Origin of the sequence: Marinobacterium sp. xm-m-383 (assembly GCF_013283255.1) — a bacterium.
GTDB lineage: Bacteria > Pseudomonadota > Gammaproteobacteria > Pseudomonadales > Balneatricaceae > Marinobacterium_E.
This window is the reverse complement of the sequence record NZ_WBYT01000005.1, coordinates 22,104-44,072: the sequence shown is the minus strand read 5'-3', so window position 1 is coordinate 44,072 and position 21,969 is coordinate 22,104. Positions and strand designations below refer to the sequence as shown.

Annotated in this window: 19 protein-coding genes; 7 read left to right on the top strand and 12 right to left on the bottom strand. The window is 47.5% G+C overall.

The genetic code is table 11. The features are described from left to right. Nucleotides 1-6: 6 nt before the first annotated feature. Nucleotides 7-657, bottom strand: a complete 651-nt coding sequence (locus tag XMM383_RS09135) for an HAD family phosphatase (protein WP_173481335.1) — start codon at nucleotides 655-657, stop codon at nucleotides 7-9. A gap of 121 nt (nucleotides 658-778) precedes the next feature. Here XMM383_RS09135 and XMM383_RS09130 point away from each other — a divergent pair, with 121 nt between their 5' ends. The 4 genes from XMM383_RS09130 to XMM383_RS09115 all read left to right on the top strand — a co-directional run bounded on the left by XMM383_RS09130 (nucleotide 779) and on the right by XMM383_RS09115 (nucleotide 4,618). Further along, nucleotides 779-1,960: an acetyl-CoA C-acyltransferase family protein gene (locus XMM383_RS09130; protein ID WP_173481336.1), complete on the top strand. Its 1,182-nt coding sequence runs from the start codon at nucleotides 779-781 to the stop codon at nucleotides 1,958-1,960. Nucleotides 1,961-2,115: 155 nt separating this feature from the next. Beyond that, nucleotides 2,116-2,616, top strand: a complete 501-nt coding sequence (gene tpx, locus XMM383_RS09125) for a thiol peroxidase (protein WP_173481338.1) — start codon at nucleotides 2,116-2,118, stop codon at nucleotides 2,614-2,616. Between the two features lie 140 nt (nucleotides 2,617-2,756). Continuing rightward, a complete protein-coding gene (locus XMM383_RS09120) occupies nucleotides 2,757-3,743 on the top strand; it encodes an aldo/keto reductase (protein ID WP_173481339.1) in 987 nt (328 codons plus the stop codon). A gap of 2 nt (nucleotides 3,744-3,745) precedes the next feature. Beyond that, nucleotides 3,746-4,618, top strand: a complete 873-nt coding sequence (locus tag XMM383_RS09115) for an MBL fold metallo-hydrolase (protein WP_173494838.1) — start codon at nucleotides 3,746-3,748, stop codon at nucleotides 4,616-4,618. 8 nt (nucleotides 4,619-4,626) lie between these two features. Here XMM383_RS09115 and XMM383_RS09110 read toward each other — a convergent pair whose 3' ends face one another. The 4 genes from XMM383_RS09110 to XMM383_RS09095 are packed head-to-tail and all read right to left on the bottom strand — an operon-like array spanning nucleotide 4,627 to nucleotide 9,077. Then, nucleotides 4,627-6,798, bottom strand: coding sequence for an OsmC domain/YcaO domain-containing protein (locus XMM383_RS09110; protein WP_173494837.1), 2,172 nt, complete (start codon nucleotides 6,796-6,798; stop codon nucleotides 4,627-4,629). 39 nt (nucleotides 6,799-6,837) lie between these two features. Next, complete coding sequence (locus XMM383_RS09105) at nucleotides 6,838-7,248, bottom strand: PaaI family thioesterase (protein WP_173481342.1); 411 nt, start codon at nucleotides 7,246-7,248, stop codon at nucleotides 6,838-6,840. Nucleotides 7,249-7,260: 12 nt separating this feature from the next. Then, nucleotides 7,261-8,541 (bottom strand): M18 family aminopeptidase, encoded by a 1,281-nt coding sequence (locus XMM383_RS09100; RefSeq protein ID WP_173484627.1) that lies wholly within the window; start codon nucleotides 8,539-8,541, stop codon nucleotides 7,261-7,263. Then, on the bottom strand, nucleotides 8,541-9,077 hold the full coding sequence (locus XMM383_RS09095; protein ID WP_371731459.1) for an FKBP-type peptidyl-prolyl cis-trans isomerase: 537 nt from the start codon (nucleotides 9,075-9,077) through the stop codon (nucleotides 8,541-8,543). Before XMM383_RS09095 ends, XMM383_RS09100 begins: the two co-directional genes overlap by 1 nt. A 109-nt stretch (nucleotides 9,078-9,186) precedes the next feature. On the opposite strand from XMM383_RS09095, the gene XMM383_RS09090 reads away from it, so the two are divergent. From XMM383_RS09090 to XMM383_RS09080, 3 genes are all read left to right on the top strand, one after another. Then, a complete protein-coding gene (locus XMM383_RS09090) occupies nucleotides 9,187-11,238 on the top strand; it encodes a carboxy terminal-processing peptidase (RefSeq protein ID WP_173494836.1) in 2,052 nt (683 codons plus the stop codon). 398 nt (nucleotides 11,239-11,636) lie between these two features. Then, nucleotides 11,637-13,310 carry a 30S ribosomal protein S1 gene (gene rpsA / locus XMM383_RS09085; protein ID WP_173481345.1) on the top strand — a complete coding sequence of 558 codons (1,674 nt, stop codon included), beginning with the start codon at nucleotides 11,637-11,639 and terminating at the stop codon, nucleotides 13,308-13,310. Between the two features lie 128 nt (nucleotides 13,311-13,438). After that, nucleotides 13,439-14,335, top strand: a complete 897-nt coding sequence (locus XMM383_RS09080) for an aldo/keto reductase family oxidoreductase (protein WP_173494835.1) — start codon at nucleotides 13,439-13,441, stop codon at nucleotides 14,333-14,335. Between the two features lie 67 nt (nucleotides 14,336-14,402). On the opposite strand, the gene glpK is transcribed toward XMM383_RS09080, so the two are convergent. From glpK to XMM383_RS09045, 7 genes are read right to left on the bottom strand one after another with little or no spacing between them, the layout of a single operon-like run. Further along, nucleotides 14,403-15,917, bottom strand: coding sequence for a glycerol kinase GlpK (gene glpK, locus XMM383_RS09075; RefSeq protein WP_173494834.1), 1,515 nt, complete (start codon nucleotides 15,915-15,917; stop codon nucleotides 14,403-14,405). Continuing rightward, nucleotides 15,917-16,195, bottom strand: coding sequence for a DUF2160 domain-containing protein (locus XMM383_RS09070; protein ID WP_173481348.1), 279 nt, complete (start codon nucleotides 16,193-16,195; stop codon nucleotides 15,917-15,919). Before XMM383_RS09070 ends, glpK begins: the two co-directional genes overlap by 1 nt. Beyond that, nucleotides 16,195-16,992: a carbohydrate ABC transporter permease gene (locus XMM383_RS09065; RefSeq protein WP_173484624.1), complete on the bottom strand. Its 798-nt coding sequence runs from the start codon at nucleotides 16,990-16,992 to the stop codon at nucleotides 16,195-16,197. Before XMM383_RS09065 ends, XMM383_RS09070 begins: the two co-directional genes overlap by 1 nt. A 9-nt stretch (nucleotides 16,993-17,001) precedes the next feature. Beyond that, complete coding sequence (locus XMM383_RS09060; RefSeq protein ID WP_173484623.1) at nucleotides 17,002-17,862, bottom strand: carbohydrate ABC transporter permease; 861 nt, start codon at nucleotides 17,860-17,862, stop codon at nucleotides 17,002-17,004. A 2-nt stretch (nucleotides 17,863-17,864) separates the two neighbouring features. Further along, nucleotides 17,865-18,953 (bottom strand): ABC transporter ATP-binding protein, encoded by a 1,089-nt coding sequence (locus XMM383_RS09055; protein WP_173484622.1) that lies wholly within the window; start codon nucleotides 18,951-18,953, stop codon nucleotides 17,865-17,867. 5 nt (nucleotides 18,954-18,958) lie between these two features. After that, nucleotides 18,959-20,023 carry an ABC transporter ATP-binding protein gene (locus tag XMM383_RS09050; protein ID WP_173494833.1) on the bottom strand — a complete coding sequence of 355 codons (1,065 nt, stop codon included), beginning with the start codon at nucleotides 20,021-20,023 and terminating at the stop codon, nucleotides 18,959-18,961. Nucleotides 20,024-20,078: 55 nt separating this feature from the next. Next, nucleotides 20,079-21,812: an ABC transporter substrate-binding protein gene (locus tag XMM383_RS09045; RefSeq protein WP_173494832.1), complete on the bottom strand. Its 1,734-nt coding sequence runs from the start codon at nucleotides 21,810-21,812 to the stop codon at nucleotides 20,079-20,081. Between the last annotated feature and the right edge of the window lie 157 nt (nucleotides 21,813-21,969).

Genomic DNA, 21,969 nt, shown 5'->3' with positions numbered 1-21,969 from the left:
CTAAAATTAGCCTAGGTAGCTAAACCCACCTTGACGATAATAATCATGCAGATCGGTCATCGATTCAAAGGCATGATTCGCAATCGACAATTCAGATCTTGGTGGGAAACTCTCCGGCACAACAGCCACCGACATCGAAGCTGCTTTACCGGCAATCGTTCCATTGACAGAGTCTTCGATGATGAGCACTTGCCAAGGATCAGCACCGATCCGTTTCGCGGCTTGTAGGAACACCTCGGGGTGAGGTTTAGATAGTCCAATCTCTGAGCCTGAGGCATAGACAGTGATCGGTAAGTTATGAGTCTTAATCACCGCTTCAATCAATCTAATCGCCGAACTGGAGGCAATCGCCATTGGAACGGCATCGGCTTGAAGCTGGTCGATGAATGCCATTACCCCTTTCATCAACGGCAGTGTCACCAACCGTTTTTCCATCTCCGAAATGACTTGGTCAACCATCTCTTCAACCACTAGGCCTTTCTCTGGGTAGAGACGGTTCATCTTGGTCATGAAATCAAAGGTCGTTGCGCCGGCGTGTTTTTTGAGCTCTTCGATCTCCATATGGATACCAAACTTAGCCAACACCTCCTGTTCCACAAGCTTCCACTGCGGTTCGGAATCGACCAACACGCCATCCATATCGAAAAGAACAAACATAAACACCTCAAATTTTTTCTTGATTATAACTATCAATTAGTCGACTTGGTCATGTATTTGTAGCGATAACCCTATATATTGTCGGAATACCAAAATTAATTGTGCATAAGGAGATATGCAGATGACACGTGAAGTAGTTGTTCTAAGCGCAATGCGTTCACCAATCGGTGCTTTTGGTGGCAGCCTAAGTTCTATGGAGCCAGCAGAGCTAGCGGGCACTGTTATGAAAGAGGCGGTTGCACGTTCTAAAGCGGATCCCGAGAAGATCCACTACGTGACGGTTGGTAACTGTATTCCAACAGAATCACGCTACCCCTACGTTGCACGTGTTGCCTCTATCCAGGCAGGTCTACCTATGAACTCAGTTGCGATGGCTGTTAACCGCCTATGTGCTTCAGGCCTTCAAGCGGTGGTATCCAGTGCTCAACAGATCGAGCTAGGTCAATGCGACTATGCTGTTGGCGGTGGTGTCGAGGTGATGTCACGCGGTACTTACATGGCACCTGCTATGCGTACCGGTGCTCGCATGGGTGATACTGGCATGATTGACGCGATGGTGTCCGTTCTGACCGATCCATTTGGCGCTGGTCACATGGGGATCACGGCTGAAAACTTGGCGGAAAAATGGAACATCTCTCGTGAAGAGCAAGATGCGTTCGCGGCAGAGTCACAACGTCGTGCTGAAGTAGCGATTAATGAAGGTCGATTCAAAGATCAGATCGTTCCAATCACACTGAAGTCTCGCAAAGGCGAAACTGTGTTTGATACGGACGAACACCCTAAACCAGGTACGACCGCAGAAAAACTGAGCGGCATGCGTCCTGCATTTAAGAAAGACGGTACTGTTACAGCAGGTAATGCTTCAGGCATCAATGACGGTGCAGCCTTCCTTGTGCTTGCAGATGCTGAAACCGCTAAAGCAAACGGTGAGACACCTATCGCTAAGATCGTCTCTTACGCGGTTGCCGGTGTACCTAACCACATCATGGGTGAAGGCCCTATCCCATCATCAAAAGCCGCACTAGAGAGTGCCGGCCTAACCATTGATGATATGGATGTGATCGAATCTAACGAAGCCTTTGCCGCTCAAGCGATTGCAGTCTCTAAAGGTCTAGGTCTTCCTGCAGACAAAACCAATCCGAACGGTGGCGCTATTGCATTAGGCCACCCTGTTGGCTGTTCCGGTGCTTTCATCGCGACTAAGGCGATTCACGAGCTGCAACGTACTGGTGGCAAATACGCGCTAGTAACCATGTGTATCGGTGGTGGTCAGGGTATCGCTGTCATCTTCGAACGAATCTAATCGTTGGAACATTAAAAAACCGGCAGTAGCCGGTTTTTTTTCGGGCAATTTTCAATCGAGGCGATCACTGCTTCTGAGTAATTAAATCCAAGTGTCTGCCGCTAGCGTAATGAGTATACCTATAACAAAATCACTCTATTTAATGAGGTAATAACATGGTTCAAATTACGCGACGCGGAGATATTTTACATACCTATGGAGATGTTCCTGCTGCTGGGAGCGACTGTCCAGACTTTACACTCACAGCTGCCGACCTGTCTGAGTTCTCTCTGTCTGACCTCGCAGGCAAAACGGTTGTTTTGAACATCTTTCCGAGTATCGATACTCCAACCTGTGCCACCTCAGTCCGCACGTTCAATGAGCAGTTGGCGAGTCATGATGGCGTTGAGGTGATTAATGTCTCAGCAGACCTACCGTTTGCACAAGCACGTTTCTGTGGTGCCGAAGGTCTAGAGAGGGTCAGTAATGCATCCACCTTCCGTAACCCAGAGTTTGGTAAAAGCTTTGGCGTCGAAATCATCGATTCAGGTATGCGTGGGCTTCTGGCTAGAGCCATTGTGGTGATTCGTGATGGCAAAGTACTGCATTCAGAACTGGTTCCAGAGATTGCGCAACAGCCTAACTACGATGCCGCTCTAAACGCTGCAACAGCCTAACCTCAATAACGGTGCCAGAGTCCATTCTGGCACCGAATCGTTTTTCTTTTTTCGAATACCTAATTCCCCTTTTCGAGTTCACTCGTCCGCACTAACTTGTTAATCTTCTGTACAAATTGACTCATTTTTAAGGATTTTTCATGAGCAAACTTGAGATGCTACGCAATAACCCAATCGGTTTGGGTTGTATGAACATGTCACACGCCTACAACACCCCGGTATCAGATGACGAGGCGATCAAAGGGTTTCGTGAAGCCTTTGAGATGGGCTACCGCCATTTTGATACGGCGACCTTATACGGTGGCGGCAAAAATGAGAAAGTTGTTGGCGAAGCGCTCAAGTCGGTCCGCGATGAGATCTTTTTGGCATCAAAATGTGTTCTCTACATCGACCCTGAAAAAGGTAAAGCACTAGACGGCCGCCCTGAAACCATCAAAGCACAGTGTGAAGCCAGCTTAAAACGCCTTCAAACAGATCAAATCGACCTCTACTACCTGCACCGTCGTGACTTTGACGTTCCAATTGAAGAGAGTGCAGGCGCCATGGCTGACCTTATCAAAGAGGGTAAAATTGCGAGCTACGGTCTTTCAGAAATGTCAGCTGACACCTTGCGAGCCGCCCATAAAGAGTGCCCCGTTGCCGCTATCCAAACTGAGTATTCACTTTGGACTCGCAACCCAGAGATCGCGGTTCTCGACGCCTGCCGTGAACTAGACGTTACCTTCGTCGCCTTCAGCCCACTGGCACGTGGCTTTTTAAGTCTCACAATCGACAACTTGGACGAACTGGCTGAAAAAGACATTCGCCGTGCCATGCCACGCTTCTACCCAGAGAACTTTGAACAGAACAGAGCGCTACTGAGTGACTATGTTGCCATTGCTGAGCGTGCTGGCTGTACCCCAGCGCAATTAGCGCTGGCCTGGATCCGTGCAAAGGATCCCTCGATTGTTTCGATTCCAGGCACTCGCTTTGTCGAGCACATGCGTGACAACCTAGGCGCAGCCGATGTCACACTGAGTAGCGACATTGTTAATGAGTTAGAACAACTCATTAACCGCGATACCGTGGCCGGTGAGCGCTATAGTGCCGGTCAACAAACTGAGATCGACACCGAAGAGTTTGCTTAATCATGCGTAGCATTACCTCGATAGAGGGGAATACACAGAAGCTGGATGGCGGTTCAATGTTTGGTAATGCGCCTCGCGCGTTATGGCAACGCTGGATAGAGCCTGATGAGCTTAACCGTATTCCCTTAGCCTGCCGCGCCATGCTGGTTCAGGAGAGCAGCCCAAAACGTAACATCTTGGTTGAGACTGGCATTGGCGCATTCTTCAGCCCCGAGATGAAAGATCGCTATGGTATTCAAGAGCAAGAGCACTGCCTGATCAAAAATCTTCAGGCTGCAGGTGTCTCCCACGAAGAGATCGACATTGTTCTATTGACCCACCTCCATTTTGACCACGCAGGCGGGCTACTGTCTGAGTGGCAAGAGGGTGAGGATCCTTACCTGCTCTTCCCAAATGCGAAATACTTAGTCGGTGAAGTCCAATGGCAGCGCGCAAACGACCCTCATGCTCGTGATCGCGCCTCTTACATACCTATGTTGATCAAACTGCTGGAGGAGTCAGGTCGATTAGAGATCATTCCTGAGGGCCAACAGTCAGCAACACTGGGAGATGGCTGGACACTGCATGAGAGCTCAGGGCATACACCCGGCCAAATACTGCCAGAAGTCGAGATGCCAGAGGGACCGGTCGTTTACCCTGGGGATCTTATTCCCGGCAGCGCCTGGGTTCATCTCCCCATCACCATGGGCTATGACCGTTTTCCAGAGCAGTTGATTGATGAAAAACGACAACTGCTTGAAGGGCTTGAAAGTCGGGGTGGACGTTTACTCTTTGTACACGACCCGTTTGTAGCGATAGGCCGTGTGACCAAGGATGCTAAAGGCAAGTACTCGGTTGAACAGGCCAGTAAACAGGTTAGCGCTCTCAGTAACTGAGGGCCTAACTATTTAGAAGCTCGCCATTGATGCAGTTTCTGATAGCTCTGTATCAGTCGTTGATGGCGCTCTAATCCGGTCAATTCCATACCGACTGGCTCGAGACCATAGAAACGAATCGTTCCGTTCACCGAGCCAACCACAGCCTCAATCCGCTCTTTACCAAACAAGCGGGTAAAGTTGTTGAGATAGTGCTCAAGGGCCATATCTGAATCTAACTCCACCTCAATGACAGCATCCATTGCACGATAGAACAGCGCGCGATCTAGGGTGTTATCGTTGTACTGCAAGAAGGCCTCAACCAACTCTTTAGCCTGAGGTAACTGACCCAGTGCTAGGTGTATCAGCAGTTTTAGCTCAAGAATGGTGAGCTGTCCCCAGACGCTGTTCTCATCAAACTCAATGCCGATCAACGTGCGGATATCAGTGTAGTTATCCAGCTCGCTCTCTTCTAGACGAACCAGCAACTCCTCTAGGTCTTCATCACACAACTCGTGCAGACAGAGAATCGCCTCGCGAAACTCCAGTGATTTATTGGTGTTATCCCAAATCAGATCTTCAACGGGATAGACCTCAGAGTAATCTGGGACCAGAATTCGAACCGCCGGTACACCCAGGTCATCATAGTTCGCTTGATAGGACTCTTTACCCATCGACTCCAGAATACCAAACAGCCTGTCAGCCTCCTCTCTGTTGGTACCTGAGAAATCCCAATCCACAAATTCGTAATCAAAGGCGTCACTGAAGAAGCGCCAGCTCACAACACCACTGGAGTCGATGAAGTGCTCAACAAAGTTATTCGGTTCAGTCAGCTCATGTGAGTTAAAGGTCGGTGGTGGCAGGTCGTTTAACCCTTCAAAGCTGCGGCCCTGCAGCAATTCAGTCAGGCTTCTTTCAATAGCGACATGCAGACTGGGGTGGGCACCGAACGAGGCAAACACACCGCCCGTTTTAGGGTTCATTAGCGTGACACAGACGACTGGGAACTGGCCGCCCAACGAGGCATCCTTAACCAAAACAGGAAAGCCCTGCTCTTCTAGCGCCTTGATGCCCTCCACAATACCCGGCCAGCGTTCAAGCACCTGCGAGGGCACATCGGGAAGCGCAATCTCCTGCTCAAGAATCTGACGTTTAACCGCACGTTCAAAGATCTCAGAAAGACACTGAACCTGAGCCTCTTCAAGGGTATTGCCGGCACTCATACCGTTACTCAAAAAGAGGTTTTCAATCAGGTTCGATGGGAAGTAGATCGTTTCACCATCCGATCGACGCTGGAATGGTAGAGCGCAGATCCCCCTATCCTCATTACCAGAGTTGGTATCGATTAAGTTAGAGCCACTTAAATCCTGATCAGGGTCGTAGATCTCAAGAGTGTACTCATCCAATAACCCCTCTGGGATATCATCCTCTTCTGTCAGTTCAAACCAGCATTCATCTGGGCGGTGGACAAACTCTGATTCAGCCAACTCTTGGCCAAAATACTGATCGTTGTAGAAAAAGTTACAGGAGAGACGCTCTAAAAACTCACCCAATGCAGAGGCCAGTGCTGCCTCTTTTGTGGCCCCTTTACCGTTGGTAAAACACATGGGAGAGGCCGCATCACGAATGTGCAGTGACCAGACATTGGGGACAATGTTGCGCCAGGAGGCTACCTCTATTTTCATCCCCAGATCAGCAAGAATCTGTGTCATCTTTGCGATGGTCTGTTCAAGTGGCGCGTCTTTACCTTCAATGAAGGTTTCACTGTCGGTAGCAACCGCTAGTAGAGCTTGGGCATCCTCATCAAGACTGTCGACGACCTCTATCTGAAACTCAGGACCCTCTTGCACGACTTTTTTCACGGTACAACGCTCAATGGAGCGAAGGATACCGGTGCGATCTTTATCACTGAGATCTTCTGGCAGCTCAACACTGATTTTGAAGATCTGTTTGTAGCGGTTCTCAGGATCGACAATGTTGTTCTGAGCAAGACGGATATTATCGGTAGAGATGCCTCGCGCTTCGCAGTAGACCTTTACGAAATAGGCGGCACACAGCGCTGATGAAGCCAAAAAGTAGTCAAATGGACCGGGGGCTGAGCCATCGCCTTTGTAGCGAACCGGCTGATCGGCGATCACGGTGAAGTCGTCAAACTTCGCCTCTAGGCGTAAGTTATCGAGGTAGTTAACTTTAATTTCCATGATCGACCAATCCTTGTCGTTGAGTCTGTTTTAGAGGCCTTACTTTGCCGGTATCGAATAGGTTGCTGTAACGTGCGCCACCATCGAATCTTCATCACCCGAGTAGATGTAACACTCACCAACCCCGTTTCTTCGACCGACGCGAAGCACACGTGCACGTGCCAACATATCAACAGGCTTGGGCTTACTTAAGAAGTTGATGTTTAGGTTACCGGTCACCGTCATCGGCGAGGGGCCAATCTTAGTTTGCAACGCGGACCAGATGGCCACATCCGCCATCCCCATCATGGTTGGACCCGAGACCGTACCACCTGGACGCAAATGACTGTCTTCAACCGTTAATCGCATCAAAACCCAGCCATCTCCCGCCTCTTCAACGGCACCAAAGCCTTCACCTTGCGGAAAGTGGTTTGTTAAAAAATCATTCAGCTCTTGAACCGTTTGTAACACGTCTAAACCCTCTTACACTCTGGCTTTATCGTAGTAGTTTTGCAGAATCAGATAGAGTGAGTGTGCATCCTGACTGCCGCATAACTCACGAATTGAGTGCATACCAAATTGCGGGCAGCCGATATCCACAGTACGAATACCGACTTCCGATGCGGTAATCGGACCAATCGTGCTGCCACACCCCATATCAGATCGAACCACAAAGCTCTGTACTGGCACGTTTACATCCTGCGCAATGGCGCGGAAGGTTGCACTGGTTTCACTGTTGGTGGCGTAGCGCTGATTAGAGTTAATTTTGATGACCGGTCCTGCATTAATCAGCGGACCATGATTCTCGTCATGTTTATCGGCATAGTTAGGGTGCACAGCGTGGGCATTATCGGCGGAGATCATCATGGAGTGGCTAATCACACGGTTACGCTCTTCGTTGTTCGGTAAGAGTCGCTCTAGCCACTGGGCCAACATTGGGCCTTGAGCACCGCAGGCACTCGCACTGCCTACCTCTTCGTGGTCGGTACAGACCAAAACAGCGGCCTGCTGACCATCACTGTCGAGTAGAGACTGCAAACCGATGAAACAGCTCAACAGATTATCCAAGCGAGCCGAGGCGATAAACTCTCTGTTCAATCCCACCATTGCAGGCGTTTGAACATCGTAGAAAGAGAGTTCGTAATCTAGAACCTCCTGGACCTCTGTCACCCCCTGTTCAAGCAATTTAGATTTCAACAAGGCTCTGAAATCTTGCTTCTGTTCCGCCTGACCTAGCAGCACAGGGAGGTGAAGTTGTGGGTTAACCGTTCGATCTTTATTGGCCTCACGGTCTAGGTGAATCGCAAGGCTTGGAATCGTCGCGATCGCCTCTTTGAAATCGATTAGCGAGCTGTCTAAAGAGCCATCGGTTTGGCGGTAGGTCACCCGGCCAGCTAACGACAAGTCGCGATCAAACCAGGGGTTCAACAGCGCACCACCATAGACTTCAACGCCAAGCTGCAGATAATTTTGTCGGTATAGCTCTGGCGTTGGCTTGACGCGAAGACAGGGTGAGTCGGTATGAGCGCCCACCATTCTAAAGCCTGAATCAAAGTTGCCAGTATGACGCCAAGCGATGATCGATGAACCGTTACGACGAATAAAGTAACTCTCGCCAGCGACAGGATTCCAGGCTTCGTGTTCCAACAGCTCTTTGAAGCCAGCATGACTTAAGCGATCTGCCATCTGCTGCGTGGCATGAAAAGGGGTTGGACTATCTGCTAAAAAGGTCAGTAGATCTTGGTTAAAACGCTCTTGTTCCATTACTGTTTCTCCGCACCCTTCTCGAGTACTTCTATTAACCTAACATCAAATATCAAAGCTGAATTGGGTGGAATTTCACGACTGGGACTGCGCGCGCCGTAGGCCAAGTCAGCAGGAATGTAGAGCTCATACTGAGCCCCCTCTTTCATTAACCCCAAGCCTTCTCGCCAACCTTTAATCACCTGATTGAGCGGGAATTTGATCGGCTTTCCGGCTTCGGTCTTATCGAAGACACCGCCATCGACACGGCGACCTTCATATTCAACCAGTACAACACTGTCGTACTCTGGCTGCTTGCCCTGTCCTTCGGAAATGACACGGTACTGCAGTCCCGACTTACGAACAATCACACCCGGCTTTTGACGATTTTCAGCTAGGAAAGCCTCCCCTGCTTTGCGAGTATCGTCATTCAGTGCCTTCTCTATTAGCTCTTTTCGAAACGCCTCTTTATCTTCGATCTCGTCACGGTCAGAGGCGCTATCACAACCGGCCAACATCAAAGAAAAAATCGCTAAACCCGCAATTCGCAAAACCACCGCAACCACTCCCGCGTAGTAAAAGAAAGTTATTTTACATCATGAGGAGAGCTGGCCTAAACTGCTCTCTATTAGATTTTTACTTTTATTGCGATTTTGGAGTGTTGGGATGCGAGCTTTACAGCTCTTTTTGGTTTTATCATTATCGATAGCGACAGGAGCACAGGCCTCTCTTAAGCCTGAAGCCGTCCACTCGAATGCCATTCAGTCGCTGGTCGCGGGATTGGAATCTCACCACTACCGTGAACAGGCCGTCGACGATGAACTCTCTGAGAAGCTCTTCAACAACTTCTTTGAAACTATCGACCCAACAAGAAGCTACCTACTGCAGAGCGATATCGACTCTTTAGCTCACTTCAAGCGCACTCTGGACGACGACATGCGCTCCGGCAATCTAACCTTTGCATTTGCCGCCTACGAACGCTTTTTGACCCGTTTTCAGGAGCGCACAGAGCAGATGATCGACGCTCTAAAATCGGACCAAACATTTGATTTCACTCTAGACGACAGACTTCCGATCAGTCGTGAAGAGAAACCTTGGTTTCAATCGAAAGGCGAACAGGATCAATACTGGTCACTGCGTCTTAAAAGCGCCGTGTTAAATCTAAAACTTTCTGACAAGAGTGTTTCTGAAGCTAAAGAGACACTGATCAAACGTTACGAATCGCAACTTAATCGTGCACTGCAGACCAATAGCGAAGATATTTTTCAATCATATGCTAATGCCTTGGCACGTCTTTACGACCCGCATACCGCCTATTTTTCACCCGCGACCTCAGAGAACTTTGAGATCAACATGAGTCTATCACTTGAAGGGATCGGCGCTGTCCTGCAGAGCGAAGATGAATTCACCAAGATCGTTAGTCTTGTACCGGCGGGCCCGGCCGATAAGAGCGGCCAGCTGAAACCTGCCGACCTGATCGTGGGTGTCGGACAAGACATGGATGGTGAGATCGAAGATGTGGTGGGTATGCGCTTGGATGATGTCGTTGACAGGATCCGTGGACCTAAAGGATCCATCGTACGCTTAGAGATCATCCCATCCACTTCGGCTGACAAGAGCACACGCAAGATCGTCAAATTAGAGCGACAGCGTGTAAAGCTTGAAGAGCAAGCGGCCAAGTCTCGGATCATGGAGGTTGAGCGTGACGGCAACATCTATAAAGTTGGCATCATCGACATCCCAACCTTCTACATCGATTTTGCTGCCCTTAGAAAAGGGGACAAGGATTACCGCAGCACGACTCGTGATGTAGCGGTACTGATTGAAGACCTCAAGCAACAGGGCGTTGATGCTCTGGTTGTTGATCTACGCGAAAACGGAGGTGGCTCACTGCGAGAGGCCAATGAACTGGTGGGTCTATTTATTAGCCGTGGTCCAACCGTGCAGATTCGTGATCTTGAAGGTCGGGTCGATGTGCTGGGCGACTACAACCCAGAGACCACTTGGACTGGACCCTTGACCGTTGTGATTGATCGACTCAGTGCATCGGCTTCGGAGATCTTCGCCGGTGCCATACAAGATTACCGCCGAGGGCTGGTCGTTGGCAGTCGCACATTCGGTAAAGGGACTGTGCAGACTCTTCAACCACTGCGTCATGGGCAGCTAAAATTCACAACCGCGAAGTTCTATCGTATCTCTGGTGAGAGTACTCAGCACCAAGGGGTAGCTCCGGATATCGAGTTTCCATCGATGTTTGATCAGAGCGAAATCGGTGAAAGCGCTCTCGACTTTGCCCTACCTTGGGACAAAGTAAGGCCTGTTCGTTACGGCAGCTACTCATCACTCGATCGTTGGGTTCCTGAGCTGCAAAACCGCCATACTCAAAGAACGCAAACTGATCCTGATTTTCAGCACATGCGTGACACCATCGCCTTGATCAATGAGCAGAAATCGATGCAGTGGCTGCCGCTCAATGAAGAGCAGTTAAAAGCCCAACGCGATCAGATGGAGCAGGCTCAAATCGATCTAGAGAATCAGCGTCGCATGGCAAAGGGTGAACAACCTATTAAGACGCTTGATGAGCTACTGACAGAGACAGCACCCGGTGAAGAGATCACTGATCCCGACAGTGAAGCCGTGCTTCGCGAAGCCAGTGAGCTGAGCATCGATATGATCGAGATGTTCTTTCAAGAGGATCAGTCTCGTTTGGCGGGTTGATAGCGGAATGTGAGATACGATTCGCTAAGCGAATCTTTCGCGGCTTGTCCTTCGGGCAATTCGCTCCTACAGTAGGACTTCGGAAAAAATTATCTACGTAGCTCGACTGTAGGAGCGAATTGGAGCGCAGCGACAAACCGCGATCAAACCGCACTAGCGATTTGTAATTCTTTCCCCTTCTTCTCGAGACTATTCCCAACCGCTGTCCACTGCTCAAAAAAACACCAATTCCGCTTTGCACACCGCTAACACTCCTGTATAATTTCGCCCTCTTTATAACTCCGTCAGCTTGCATCCATCAGCTTAGCAAGTCATCGGAGATGACGATGAACCGACCCTATGAAGCTGATGTCATAGGCTAGTGTGCCATCCCCTGGCACCCAAAATAGGACACTTTCATGAGCGAAAGCTTTGCTGAACTGTTTGAAGAATCCCTCCAAGAACTTGCGATGACTCCAGGTACCCTAGTAACTGGTACTGTTGTTGATATCGATGCTGATTGGGTAACTGTTAACGCTGGTCTTAAGTCTGAAGCGGTTATTCCACGCTCTCAGTTCCTTAACGATGCGAACGAACTTGAAATCAACATTGGTGATGACGTTAAAGTTGCACTAGAAGCTGTAGAAGATGGTTTCGGTGAAACTAAACTTTCTCGCGAGAAAGCGAAACGTGCAGAAGCATGGGAAGTTCTTCAGACTAAGTTTGAAGCGGAAGAGATCGTAAAAGGTTACATCTCTGGCAAAGTTAAAGGTGGTTTCACTGTAAACGTCAACAACATCCAAGGCTTCCTACCAGGTTCATTGGTAGACGTTCGCCCAGTACGTGACGTTGATCACCTAGAAGGCAAAGAACTTGAATTCAAACTGATCAAACTTGATCAGAAGCGTAACAACGTTGTTGTTTCTCGCCGCGCAGTTCTTCAAGAAGCTAACAGCGCACAGCGTGATGAGATCCTTGCTGATCTTGAAGAAGGCCAAGCAGTTAAAGGTTACGTTAAGAACCTTACTAACTACGGTGCGTTCATCGACCTTGGCGGCGTTGACGGTCTTCTACACATCACTGACATGGCGTGGAAACGTATCTCTCACCCAAGCGAAATGCTAACTCCAGGTGATGAGATCGACGTTAAGATCATCAAATTCGACAAAGAGAGCGGTCGTATCTCTCTAGGTCTTAAGCAGCTATCTGAAGATCCATGGGAAGCGATCAAGAACCGTTACCCAGCAGGTACTCGTGTATCAGGTAAGGTTACTAACCTAACTGATTACGGCTGTTTCGCATCTCTAGAAGATGGCGTAGAAGGTCTAGTACACGTTTCTGAAATGTCTTGGACTAACAAAAACATCCACCCATCTAAAATCGTTCAGGTTGGTGATGCTGTAGAAGTTATGGTTCTAGACGTTGATGAAGAGCGTCGTCGTATCTCATTGGGTATCAAACAGTGTACAACTAACCCATGGGCTGCATTCTCTGAGCAGTACGCTGCTGGCGATAAAGTATCTGGCACAATCAAGACGATCACTGACTTCGGTATCTTCGTTGGTCTAGACAACGATCTAGACGGCCTAGTACACATGTCAGACATCACTTGGGAAGCTGATGCTGAAGCTGCACTTCGCGACTACAAGAAAGGCGACGAAGTTGAAGCAGTTATCCTGTCTATTGACGCAGAGAAAGAGCGTATCTCTCTTGGCGTTAAACAGCTAGAAAGCGATCCATTCTCTGAGTTCCTAGCGGGCCACGAGAAAGGCGCAATCGTTACTGGTACTGTTACAGCAGTTGAGCCACGTGCTGCTACTGTTGAACTTGCTGAAGGTATCGAAGCTGTTCTTAAAGCATCTGACATCGCTGCAGAGCGCATCGAAGACGCTACAACTGCTCTAAACGTTGGCGACAGCGTTGAAGGTAAGATTGTAGGTGTTGATCGTCGCAACCGCGTTATCACCTTCTCTATCCGTGCGAAAGATCAAGCTGAAGAGAAAGCTGCTCTTAAAGCGGTACAGAACGCTGAAGTTGAAACTGCTGGTCCAACGACTATCGGTGACCTTATCAAGCAGCAGATGGGTCAGTAATCCTAAGATTACCGACACACTGAAAAAGAGCGCTTCGGCGCTCTTTTTTTTGGCTATTTGATTGCTATATTGAACCTCAAATTGACAATCTTTAGACTGGTAAAAAATCTAAAAATCGGGGCTCTAGATTGAAACGAATCAAAACTCTTCATTCCGATCTAACATTTAGCGAACTGGCTTATGGTGTCTGGAGACTCGCAGAGTCCAAGCCAACCACTTCAAGTACCGAAGCCAAAATCCAAGCCTGTTTGGATCAGGGAATAACGACCTTTGACCATGCAGATATCTACGGTGACTATCAGTGTGAGCAACTCTTTGGCGACGCGCTGAAAGCCAATCCATCCCTAAGAGGCCAGATGGAGCTGATTAGCAAATGTGATATCGCTCTGATCTCTGATCACTACCCAGAGCGACGAGTTAAGTATTACGACACCTCGCGTGAACACCTATTTCAGCAGGTCAAGCAGAGTCTGAAGAACTTACATACTGACTACCTAGACACCCTATTAATTCACAGACCTGATCCACTGATGGATGCCGAAGAGACCGGCGCGGCTTTGGATGATCTCATTAAAGAGGGTTTAGTCAGAACCGTAGGTGTCTCTAACTTTTCAGTGTGGCAGTGGAAACTCCTGCAGTCGAAAATGACGAATCGACTGATCACCAATCAAATCGAAATCAATCTTTTTGAACAGAGTTCACTCTGGGATGGAACACTGGAAGCGATGCAACTCGATCAGCTACTGCCAATGGCTTGGTCACCACTGGCGGGTGGACAACTGTTTAACCAACCACTCAATTCAGAGCTTGAGGGCTTACTAAACAGAATCGAGCAGAGCCAACAGTGCCAGCGTGAACATATCGCACTGGCGTGGTTAAGAGTGCACCCTGCCAATATTCTTCCTGTTGTTGGCACAAACAATCTAGATCGAATAAAGGCGCTGCATCAGGTCAATCATGTTGAGCTTGATCGAGAGACCTGGTTTGAGCTTATGACCGCAGCAAAAGGCTCGGAAATACCATAAAAAAACCGGCGTTAAACACGCCGGCAAGACTAATACGCTAGGAAGAGCTTGTGTCTTTAATGGTACATCAGAGGTCATCTTTCGAAATTAGCAGTCTAGCAACTGAGTCACGCCAACCTGCATAACGCTCGTTGGCGTCATCAACCGTCATAACGGGTTCAAAGTGCTTATTCAGAGCCCAAGTTTTAGCGAACCCTTCTTGATCTGGATAGAAGCCAACATGCATACCTGCAAGCCACGCAGCACCCAAGGCAGTGGTTTCAATAATTTCAGGTCGATCTACAGGTGCCTGTAAGATATCTGCAAGAGACTGTGCCATCCAATCATTAGCCACCATACCGCCATCAATTCGCAGCACCGCCTCTGCTTTACTTCCACCTGAATTAAGCCAGTCTGAACGCATCGCATCCGAAAGGTCACGAGTCTGATAAGCCACTGAGCGAAGAGCGGCTCGAGCCAAATCAGCGAACCCTGTATCACGCGTCAAACCAAAAATAGCTCCACGACACTCAGTATCCCAATAAGGTGCCCCAAGCCCAGTAAAAGCAGGAACAAGATAGACACGATTCTCCGGCTTAGCCTCACTCGCTAAAGCCTCGGTATCCTTAGCATCACGAATGATTTTCAAACCATCGCGCAACCACTGGACGACTGCACCAGCAATGAATATAGAGCCCTCTAGAGCATAGGTTGGCTTTCCATCAAGCTGATAAGCAATAGTACTGAGAAGACGGTGTTCGGACTTAACACAATGCTCCCCTGTATTAAGGAGAGCAAAACATCCGGTGCCATAGGTAGATTTAAGCATACCTGGTTTAAAACACGCTTGGCCTATCGCTGCAGCTTGTTGATCACCCGCAACGCCACAAATCGGAATGGCGTTTCCACCAAACAGATCTTCGCGCGTTTTACCAAAATCATCTGCACAGTTTTTAACCTCTGGCAGCATGCATGAAGGTATATTTAGAAGAGACAATAGCTCTTCATCCCAAATGCCTTGATGGATATTGTAGATCAATGTTCTGGACGCATTAGTAGCGTCAGTGGCATGAACTACACCACCCGTTAGCCGCCAAATGAGATAACAATCCACTGTACCAAACAACAATTCACCGGATTCCGCCGAGGCGCGAGCACCCTCAACATTATCCAATATCCAAGCGAGTTTTGTGCCAGAAAAATAGGGATCAAGTAATAGCCCTGTTTTCTCTATAAAAGTCTGCTCATAGCCTTTTGACTTCAACTCGTTGCAAAAATCACCCGTTCTTCTATCTTGCCAAACAATCGCGTTATAGATTGCTTTGCCTGTCTGTTTATTCCAAACAACGACTGTTTCACGCTGATTTGTTATGCCAATCGCTCTTATACTGGAGCTATCTATACCACCCATCTCAATGGCTTGACGACACACTCCGGCAGTCGTGGACCATATCTCTTCAGGATCATGCTCTACCCACCCTGATTTAGGGAAATACTGAGTAAATTCCTGCTGACCAGTAGAAACAATTTTAAGATCTTTATTAAATAAAATTGCTCTTGAGGATGTGGTTCCTTGGTCTATTGAGAGAACGTAATTTTCCACTAGACTTTCCTAAAAACGAATACAGCCCATATTATTGATAGAGTTAAACCACCCCACAAAGGTGTACCCATCAATCCCAACCAACCAAGCATAATAAACACTGTACCCAAGATCGAGATAAACAGACGGTCACCTCGGGTGGTTGTAATGCCAAATACACCTGTGCGCTCAGCTCCCCCAGGATATTTCACTTCTAGGAATGCCAGAACACCAATGCAAGAGAAGATAAAAACAAATACCAGAGCCGTTGGTAACGTCCAAGCCATCCAACTAAACATTACACCCTCCCCATAGCGAAACCTTTCGCTATATGATTTCTAACGAAGTAGACCACAATCGCCCCTGGGATAATGGTCAAACACCCAGCTGCCGCCAACAGACCTAGCTCATATCCAGCACTCGATGCAGTTTTGGTCATTGTTGCTGCGATCGGCTTAGCATCGATAGAGGTTAACGTTTTTGCTAACAACAGTTCGACCCAAGAAAACATGAAACAGAAGAAGGCTGCTACTCCAATACCTGCTTTGATATTTGGCATGAAAATTGTCACAAAGAATCGCGGGAAAGAGTATCCATCAACATAAGCAGTTTCATCTAGCTCTTTAGGGATACTTTTCATGAAACCCTCCAAGATCCACACAGCAAGCGGGATATTGAAAAGACAGTGGGCTAAAGCCACAGCAATATGAGTATCAAATAAACCAACGGCTGAGTACAACTGAAAGAATGGCAAGGCAAATACTGCCGGCGGTGCCATTCGGTTAGTCAGCAACCAAAAGAATAGATGCTTATCACCCATAAAACGGTAGCGACTGAATGCGTATGCCGCCGGAAGGGCTACACACAAAGAGATAACCGTATTGATCAGCACGTAGGTAGTAGAGTTTATGTAACCCCAATACCATGTCGGATCATTAAAGATGACAGCGTAGTTTTCAAGCGTCCACTCTTGTGGAAAAAAAGAGAAACCACTCAAAATCTCATTAGTTGTTTTAAAACTCATTGAAAGCAACCAATAGATAGGAAGCATCAAAAAGATTATGTACAAAATCGGCGCTAAGCTTTTTAGTTTCATATCGCCCCCTTATTCCTTCACATCTTTATTCATTATTGTGTAGAACACCCAACTCACCAGTAGAGTGATCGCGAAGTATATGAGTGACATAGCCGCTGCTGGTCCTAAGTCAAACTGACCAAGCGCTACTTTAACTAGGTCGATAGACAACAGAGTTGTGGAATTACCAGGGCCTCCACCGGTCAATACAAAGGGTTCTGTATAGATCATGAAGCTATCCATAAACCGTAACAGTATCGCAATCATCAAAACCTGCTTCATCTTGGGCAATTGAATGTATCTAAACACAGACCATTTGGAGGCCCCATCAATCTCAGCTGCTTGATAGTAAGCATCAGGAATGGAGACAAGACCTGCATAAGAGAGCAGAACAACCAACGAAGTCCAATGCCAAACATCCATAACTATCAGCGTGACCCAAGCAGCCAATGGGCTCTGTGTCATGTTGTAATCAATACCAAGCCAGTTTAATCCGTAGCCCATTAGACCAATATCTGGAAGAGTAAATATGTTCCACATTGCGCCAACAACATTCCATGGAATAAGGAGTGGCAGAGACATTAAGATCAAGCAAATAGGAACCCATATTCCCTTTCTAGGCATCGCCAAGGCTATTGCAACACCGAGAGGAATTTCGACCGCGAGGATAATACCTGTGAAGAGGAACTGTCTCCCCAAGGCATCATGGAAGCGTTCTGAATGCAGAACCTGTTCAAACCAATCTACGCCCTGCCAAAAAAAGACATTATTACCAAACGTCTCTTGAACGGAGTAATTCACTACTGTCATCAGTGGTATTAGTGCGTTAAAAGCCACCAATAAAATAACAGGTAAAACGAGGAGCCAAGCTCTAGGGTTTTCGGTTTTCATTGTTATAAAACCTCGTACTCATAGGTTAGATCTACCAACCACCCATCTTTGTAAAGACGAGTTTGCGGCTTATCGAAAGTAAGGTAAGTGCTCCCTTCAGGAACAGGCTGATCCTCATTTAAAACTGCGAAGACCTTTTGTGAGCCTACTAACGTTTGTAAGACCTTATGACGCCCAACATCCATAACATTGACTACCGTTGCCGGTATGCCTTGCTCGGCGATTCGCACAAACTCGGGACGCACACCTATCTCTAAAGATTTACCTTCAGCTTCAACAATAGGACTGCTTACTTCGAGGAAGTGGCCACCAAGGGATACTTGACCGTCAACTATTTCAACAGGCAATACATTCATACCGGGTGAACCAATAAAATGACCAACAAAGGTATGTTCAGGTCTTTCAAAAAGCGCATCTGGAGTGCCAACCTGCAGTACCTGACCGAAGTTCATCACTACAACCTGATCCGCAAATGTGAGCGCCTCTGTCTGATCATGCGTCACATAGATCATTGTTGTTTTGACCTTCTGGTGCAGCTCTTTCAGCTTCGAGCGAAGCTTCCACTTCAAATGTGGATCAATGACGGTCAACGGTTCATCGAACATGATCACGTTAACATCCTCTCGCACCAGACCTCGACCTAGGGAGATTTTTTGCTTGTTATCTGGGGAAAGCCCTGCAGCTTTAGTTAGTAACAGATCATCGATCTCCAACATGGATGAGATCTCTCTGACTTTTACATCAATCCTAGCTTCATCGACCCCACGATTTCTCAATGGAAAAGCCAGGTTATCGTAAACCGTCATCGTGTCGTAGATCACGGGAAACTGAAACACTTGAGCAATATTACGCTCCGATGGAGAGAGGCTTGTAACTTCATTATCATCAAAAAGCAACTTGCCGTGGCTTGGTTCTAAAAGACCCGAAATGATATTTAGCAAGGTCGTTTTACCACAACCAGAGGGGCCCAGTAGCGCGTAGGCACCGCCATCATCCCAATCAAAGTGAACCCGTTTCAAGGCAAAATCATCATCAGACGATGGATTGGGGTAGTAGGAGTGTCTTATATTATCGAGTTTTATTTTAGCCATTGTTACTACCTAACCGCTTGTCCGTGGGTATCAAAGTAGAAGCATTTACTGCTATCAAGATAAAAATGGTGGTGCTCTCCCACCTTAAATGGGTGCAGTCCATTCGCTTGCGAGACCCAAGTGCCCCCCCCCATGGAAAAATGAGCGACGCTTTCTGAACCGGATAGCTCAGTTACCTGAATACGACCGTTTAACTCAATTGCACTATCTCCATGTCCAGTCGCTCTAACAAAATGAGGACGAACACCCAGTGTATAGTTTCCATCAGGCATATGTTGAGCGGTGCCCTCTGCCGGCCAACTCAAAGTTTCACTCAAATGAATGCAACCATCATACTTTTTAACGCTGATTGTATTTAAAGGAGGATCGGAAAATACTTCTGCAGCAGTCAGATTGACTGGCGTACGATAAACATCAGAGGTGGCACCAAACTGCGCAATATGACCTTCATTAAGAGCGGCGGTATGACCACCTAACATCAAAGCTTCAGCAGGTTCAGAAGTTGCGTAAACAACAATTGAACCACGATCAGCAAAAATACTGGGCAACTCTGCACGCAACTCTTCGCGCAACTTATAATCTAAGTTCGCAAGTGGTTCATCAAGAAATACAGCTGTAGAGTCTTTAATAAGGGCTCTAGCCAACGCACAACGTTGCTGTTGGCCACCTGAAAGCTCATGTGGCTTTCGATCTAACATAGGTCCTAAACGAAGCAGATCAACGGTAGCTTCCAGTCGTTTATTAATCTCCGCATCAGACATTTTTGATAATTTAAGTGGCGAAATAATGTTATCTCTTACACTTAAATGGGGATAATTAATGAAGAACTGATGCACAAAACTGATGCTTCTCTTCTGAGGTGGTGTTTTCGTAACATCTACACCGCCGTACAAAACCGAACCAGCTGTTGGCGAATCCAGTCCTGCCATCAGTTTCATCAGGGTTGTTTTACCGGCATTTGTCGCACCAAGTAAAACATTAAACTCACCAGGTTCAAGAACGAGATTTGTCTCGTGTATATGCATTTCGGCGCCGACGCGCTTTGCAACATCTTTTAATTCTAAATTCATGGAAATATCTCTGGGAAAGAAATCGAGAGGGCCTACGGCCCCCCCGTTTTAACCGTTAGTTAGTCCAGCTTTTCAATAGCTCATCATAATTAACGGTTTGACCCTGAGGCTTCTCATTAGCAAGTTTAGCCTTAGGCCCACCTTCACGACCCAACCAGTAAGATGGATCCTTCTCTTCGTTCAGACGAGGACCACAACCGCCGTAAACGTTTGCACCTTTGTCTGCACGCTCCATGCGAGCCATGGTGATGTCCATCTCTTGAGCTAGACGATCCATTGCTTCTTGAGGTGTGAATGCGCCTGAGTTCACGTCACCAATCTGTTGCCACCAAATTTGAGCAAGCTTAGGATAGTCAGGAACGTTGACACCGGTTGGAGACCACATATTACGATCTGGCGAACGGTAGAACTCAACTAGACCACCCAGTTTTGGAGCTCGCTCAGTGAATGATTCGTGATTAATAGAAGAGTCACGAATGAAGGTAAGACCTACGTGAGACTTTTTCACATCAACTGTTTTTGAAGTCACAAACTGAGCGTACAACCAAGCCGCTTTAGCACGATCTTCAGGTGTCGATTTTAGGATGGTCCAAGAACCAACATCTTGGTAACCGACCTTCTGACCTTCTTGCCAGTATGGGCCATGGGGGCTTGGAGCCATACGCCACAATGGTGTTCCTTCAGCATCAACCGTATTATTGCCCTCGGCTTGAGATTTAACCATGTCAGCTGTAAACGCGCTGTACCAGAAAATCTGTTGAGCAACATTACCTTGGCTCAGTGCAGGAAGTGATTGGTAGAAGTCATAAGATGCGGCACCTGGTGGAGCATATTTACGTAGCCATTCATCCCACTTACGAATAGCGTAAACTGCAGCAGGACCGTTTGCGGCACCACCACGAGAAACACTAGCACCAGCTGGATTACAACTACCCTCTTCCATACGGATACCCCATTCATCAATAGGACGCCCATTTGGTTGACCAGCAGAACCGGCACCCGCCATAGATAACCAGGCATCCGTCATACGCCAACCAAGGTCAGGGGCACGTTTACCGTAATCCATATGGCCGTAGATTGGAGTTCCATCGATCTCTTTGACGTGAACGGAGAAGAACTCCGCAATGTCCTCATAAGCGGACCAGTTAACAGGCACACCTAGATCATAGCCATAGATATCTTTGAACTGTTTTTGGAGATCTTCGCGATCAAACCAGTCTTTACGGAACCAGTAAAGGTTAACAAACTGCTGACTTGGCAGTTGGTATACTTCGCCATCAGCACCAGTCGTAAACTCAAGACCCATGAAATCGTCTAGATCAAGATTAGGGTTAGTGATGTCTTTGGCGGGACCGTTCATGAAATCAGTCAAGCTATGAGCCAACTGAAGACGAGAGTGAGTACCAATTAGATCTGAGTCGTTCACATAGGCATCGTAAAGATTCCGCTTAGTCTGCATTTGAGTCTGAACGGCCTGAACAACCTCCCCTTCACCCAGTAATTGGTGATTTACCTTAATACCCGTAATCTCTTCAAAGGCTTTTGCGAGAACCGTAGACTCGTAGGTATGTGTAGGGATAGTTTCTGAGAGCACATTGATTTCCATTCCAGCGAATGGTTTCGCAGCATTAATGAACCACTGCATCTCTTCGATTTGTTGCTCTTTAGTGAGTGCGGAGGGTTGAAACTCACTATCAACCCACTTCTTAGCAGCGTTGATGTCTGCATAAGCAGCGCTTGTGATTGTTGCCGAAGCAAACGCGACAGCCAAGGCTAGCTTTTTCTTCATGGTCTTTCTCCATCTTCATTATTTTTATCAACGAAGTGATCCAGAAATCATTCGTTAGAGTGGATACTCGCAAACGAAAGTAAACGAAGTCAAGAGAAAGTTTTTATTGACTTAAATTTTCTTTTTGTTAGCTTTCACCTAATACGAATATAAACGA

Bases quoted from the DNA above. Each gene is read 5' to 3' on its own strand.
- XMM383_RS09135 (WP_173481335.1), bottom strand. From the start codon at position 657: ATGTTTGTTCTTTTCGATATGGATGGCGTGTTGGTCGATTCCGAACCG.
- XMM383_RS09130 (WP_173481336.1), top strand. From the start codon at position 779: ATGACACGTGAAGTAGTTGTTCTAAGCGCAATGCGTTCACCAATCGGT.
- tpx (WP_173481338.1), top strand. From the start codon at position 2,116: ATGGTTCAAATTACGCGACGCGGAGATATTTTACATACCTATGGAGAT.
- XMM383_RS09120 (WP_173481339.1), top strand. From the start codon at position 2,757: ATGAGCAAACTTGAGATGCTACGCAATAACCCAATCGGTTTGGGTTGT.
- XMM383_RS09115 (WP_173494838.1), top strand. From the start codon at position 3,746: ATGCGTAGCATTACCTCGATAGAGGGGAATACACAGAAGCTGGATGGC.
- XMM383_RS09110 (WP_173494837.1), bottom strand. From the start codon at position 6,798: ATGGAAATTAAAGTTAACTACCTCGATAACTTACGCCTAGAGGCGAAG.
- XMM383_RS09100 (WP_173484627.1), bottom strand. From the start codon at position 8,541: ATGGAACAAGAGCGTTTTAACCAAGATCTACTGACCTTTTTAGCAGAT.
- XMM383_RS09090 (WP_173494836.1), top strand. From the start codon at position 9,187: ATGCGAGCTTTACAGCTCTTTTTGGTTTTATCATTATCGATAGCGACA.
- rpsA (WP_173481345.1), top strand. From the start codon at position 11,637: ATGAGCGAAAGCTTTGCTGAACTGTTTGAAGAATCCCTCCAAGAACTT.
- XMM383_RS09070 (WP_173481348.1), bottom strand. From the start codon at position 16,195: ATGTTTAGTTGGATGGCTTGGACGTTACCAACGGCTCTGGTATTTGTT.
- XMM383_RS09065 (WP_173484624.1), bottom strand. From the start codon at position 16,992: ATGAAACTAAAAAGCTTAGCGCCGATTTTGTACATAATCTTTTTGATG.
- XMM383_RS09060 (WP_173484623.1), bottom strand. From the start codon at position 17,862: ATGAAAACCGAAAACCCTAGAGCTTGGCTCCTCGTTTTACCTGTTATT.
- XMM383_RS09055 (WP_173484622.1), bottom strand. From the start codon at position 18,953: ATGGCTAAAATAAAACTCGATAATATAAGACACTCCTACTACCCCAAT.
- XMM383_RS09050 (WP_173494833.1), bottom strand. From the start codon at position 20,023: ATGAATTTAGAATTAAAAGATGTTGCAAAGCGCGTCGGCGCCGAAATG.
- XMM383_RS09045 (WP_173494832.1), bottom strand. From the start codon at position 21,812: ATGAAGAAAAAGCTAGCCTTGGCTGTCGCGTTTGCTTCGGCAACAATC.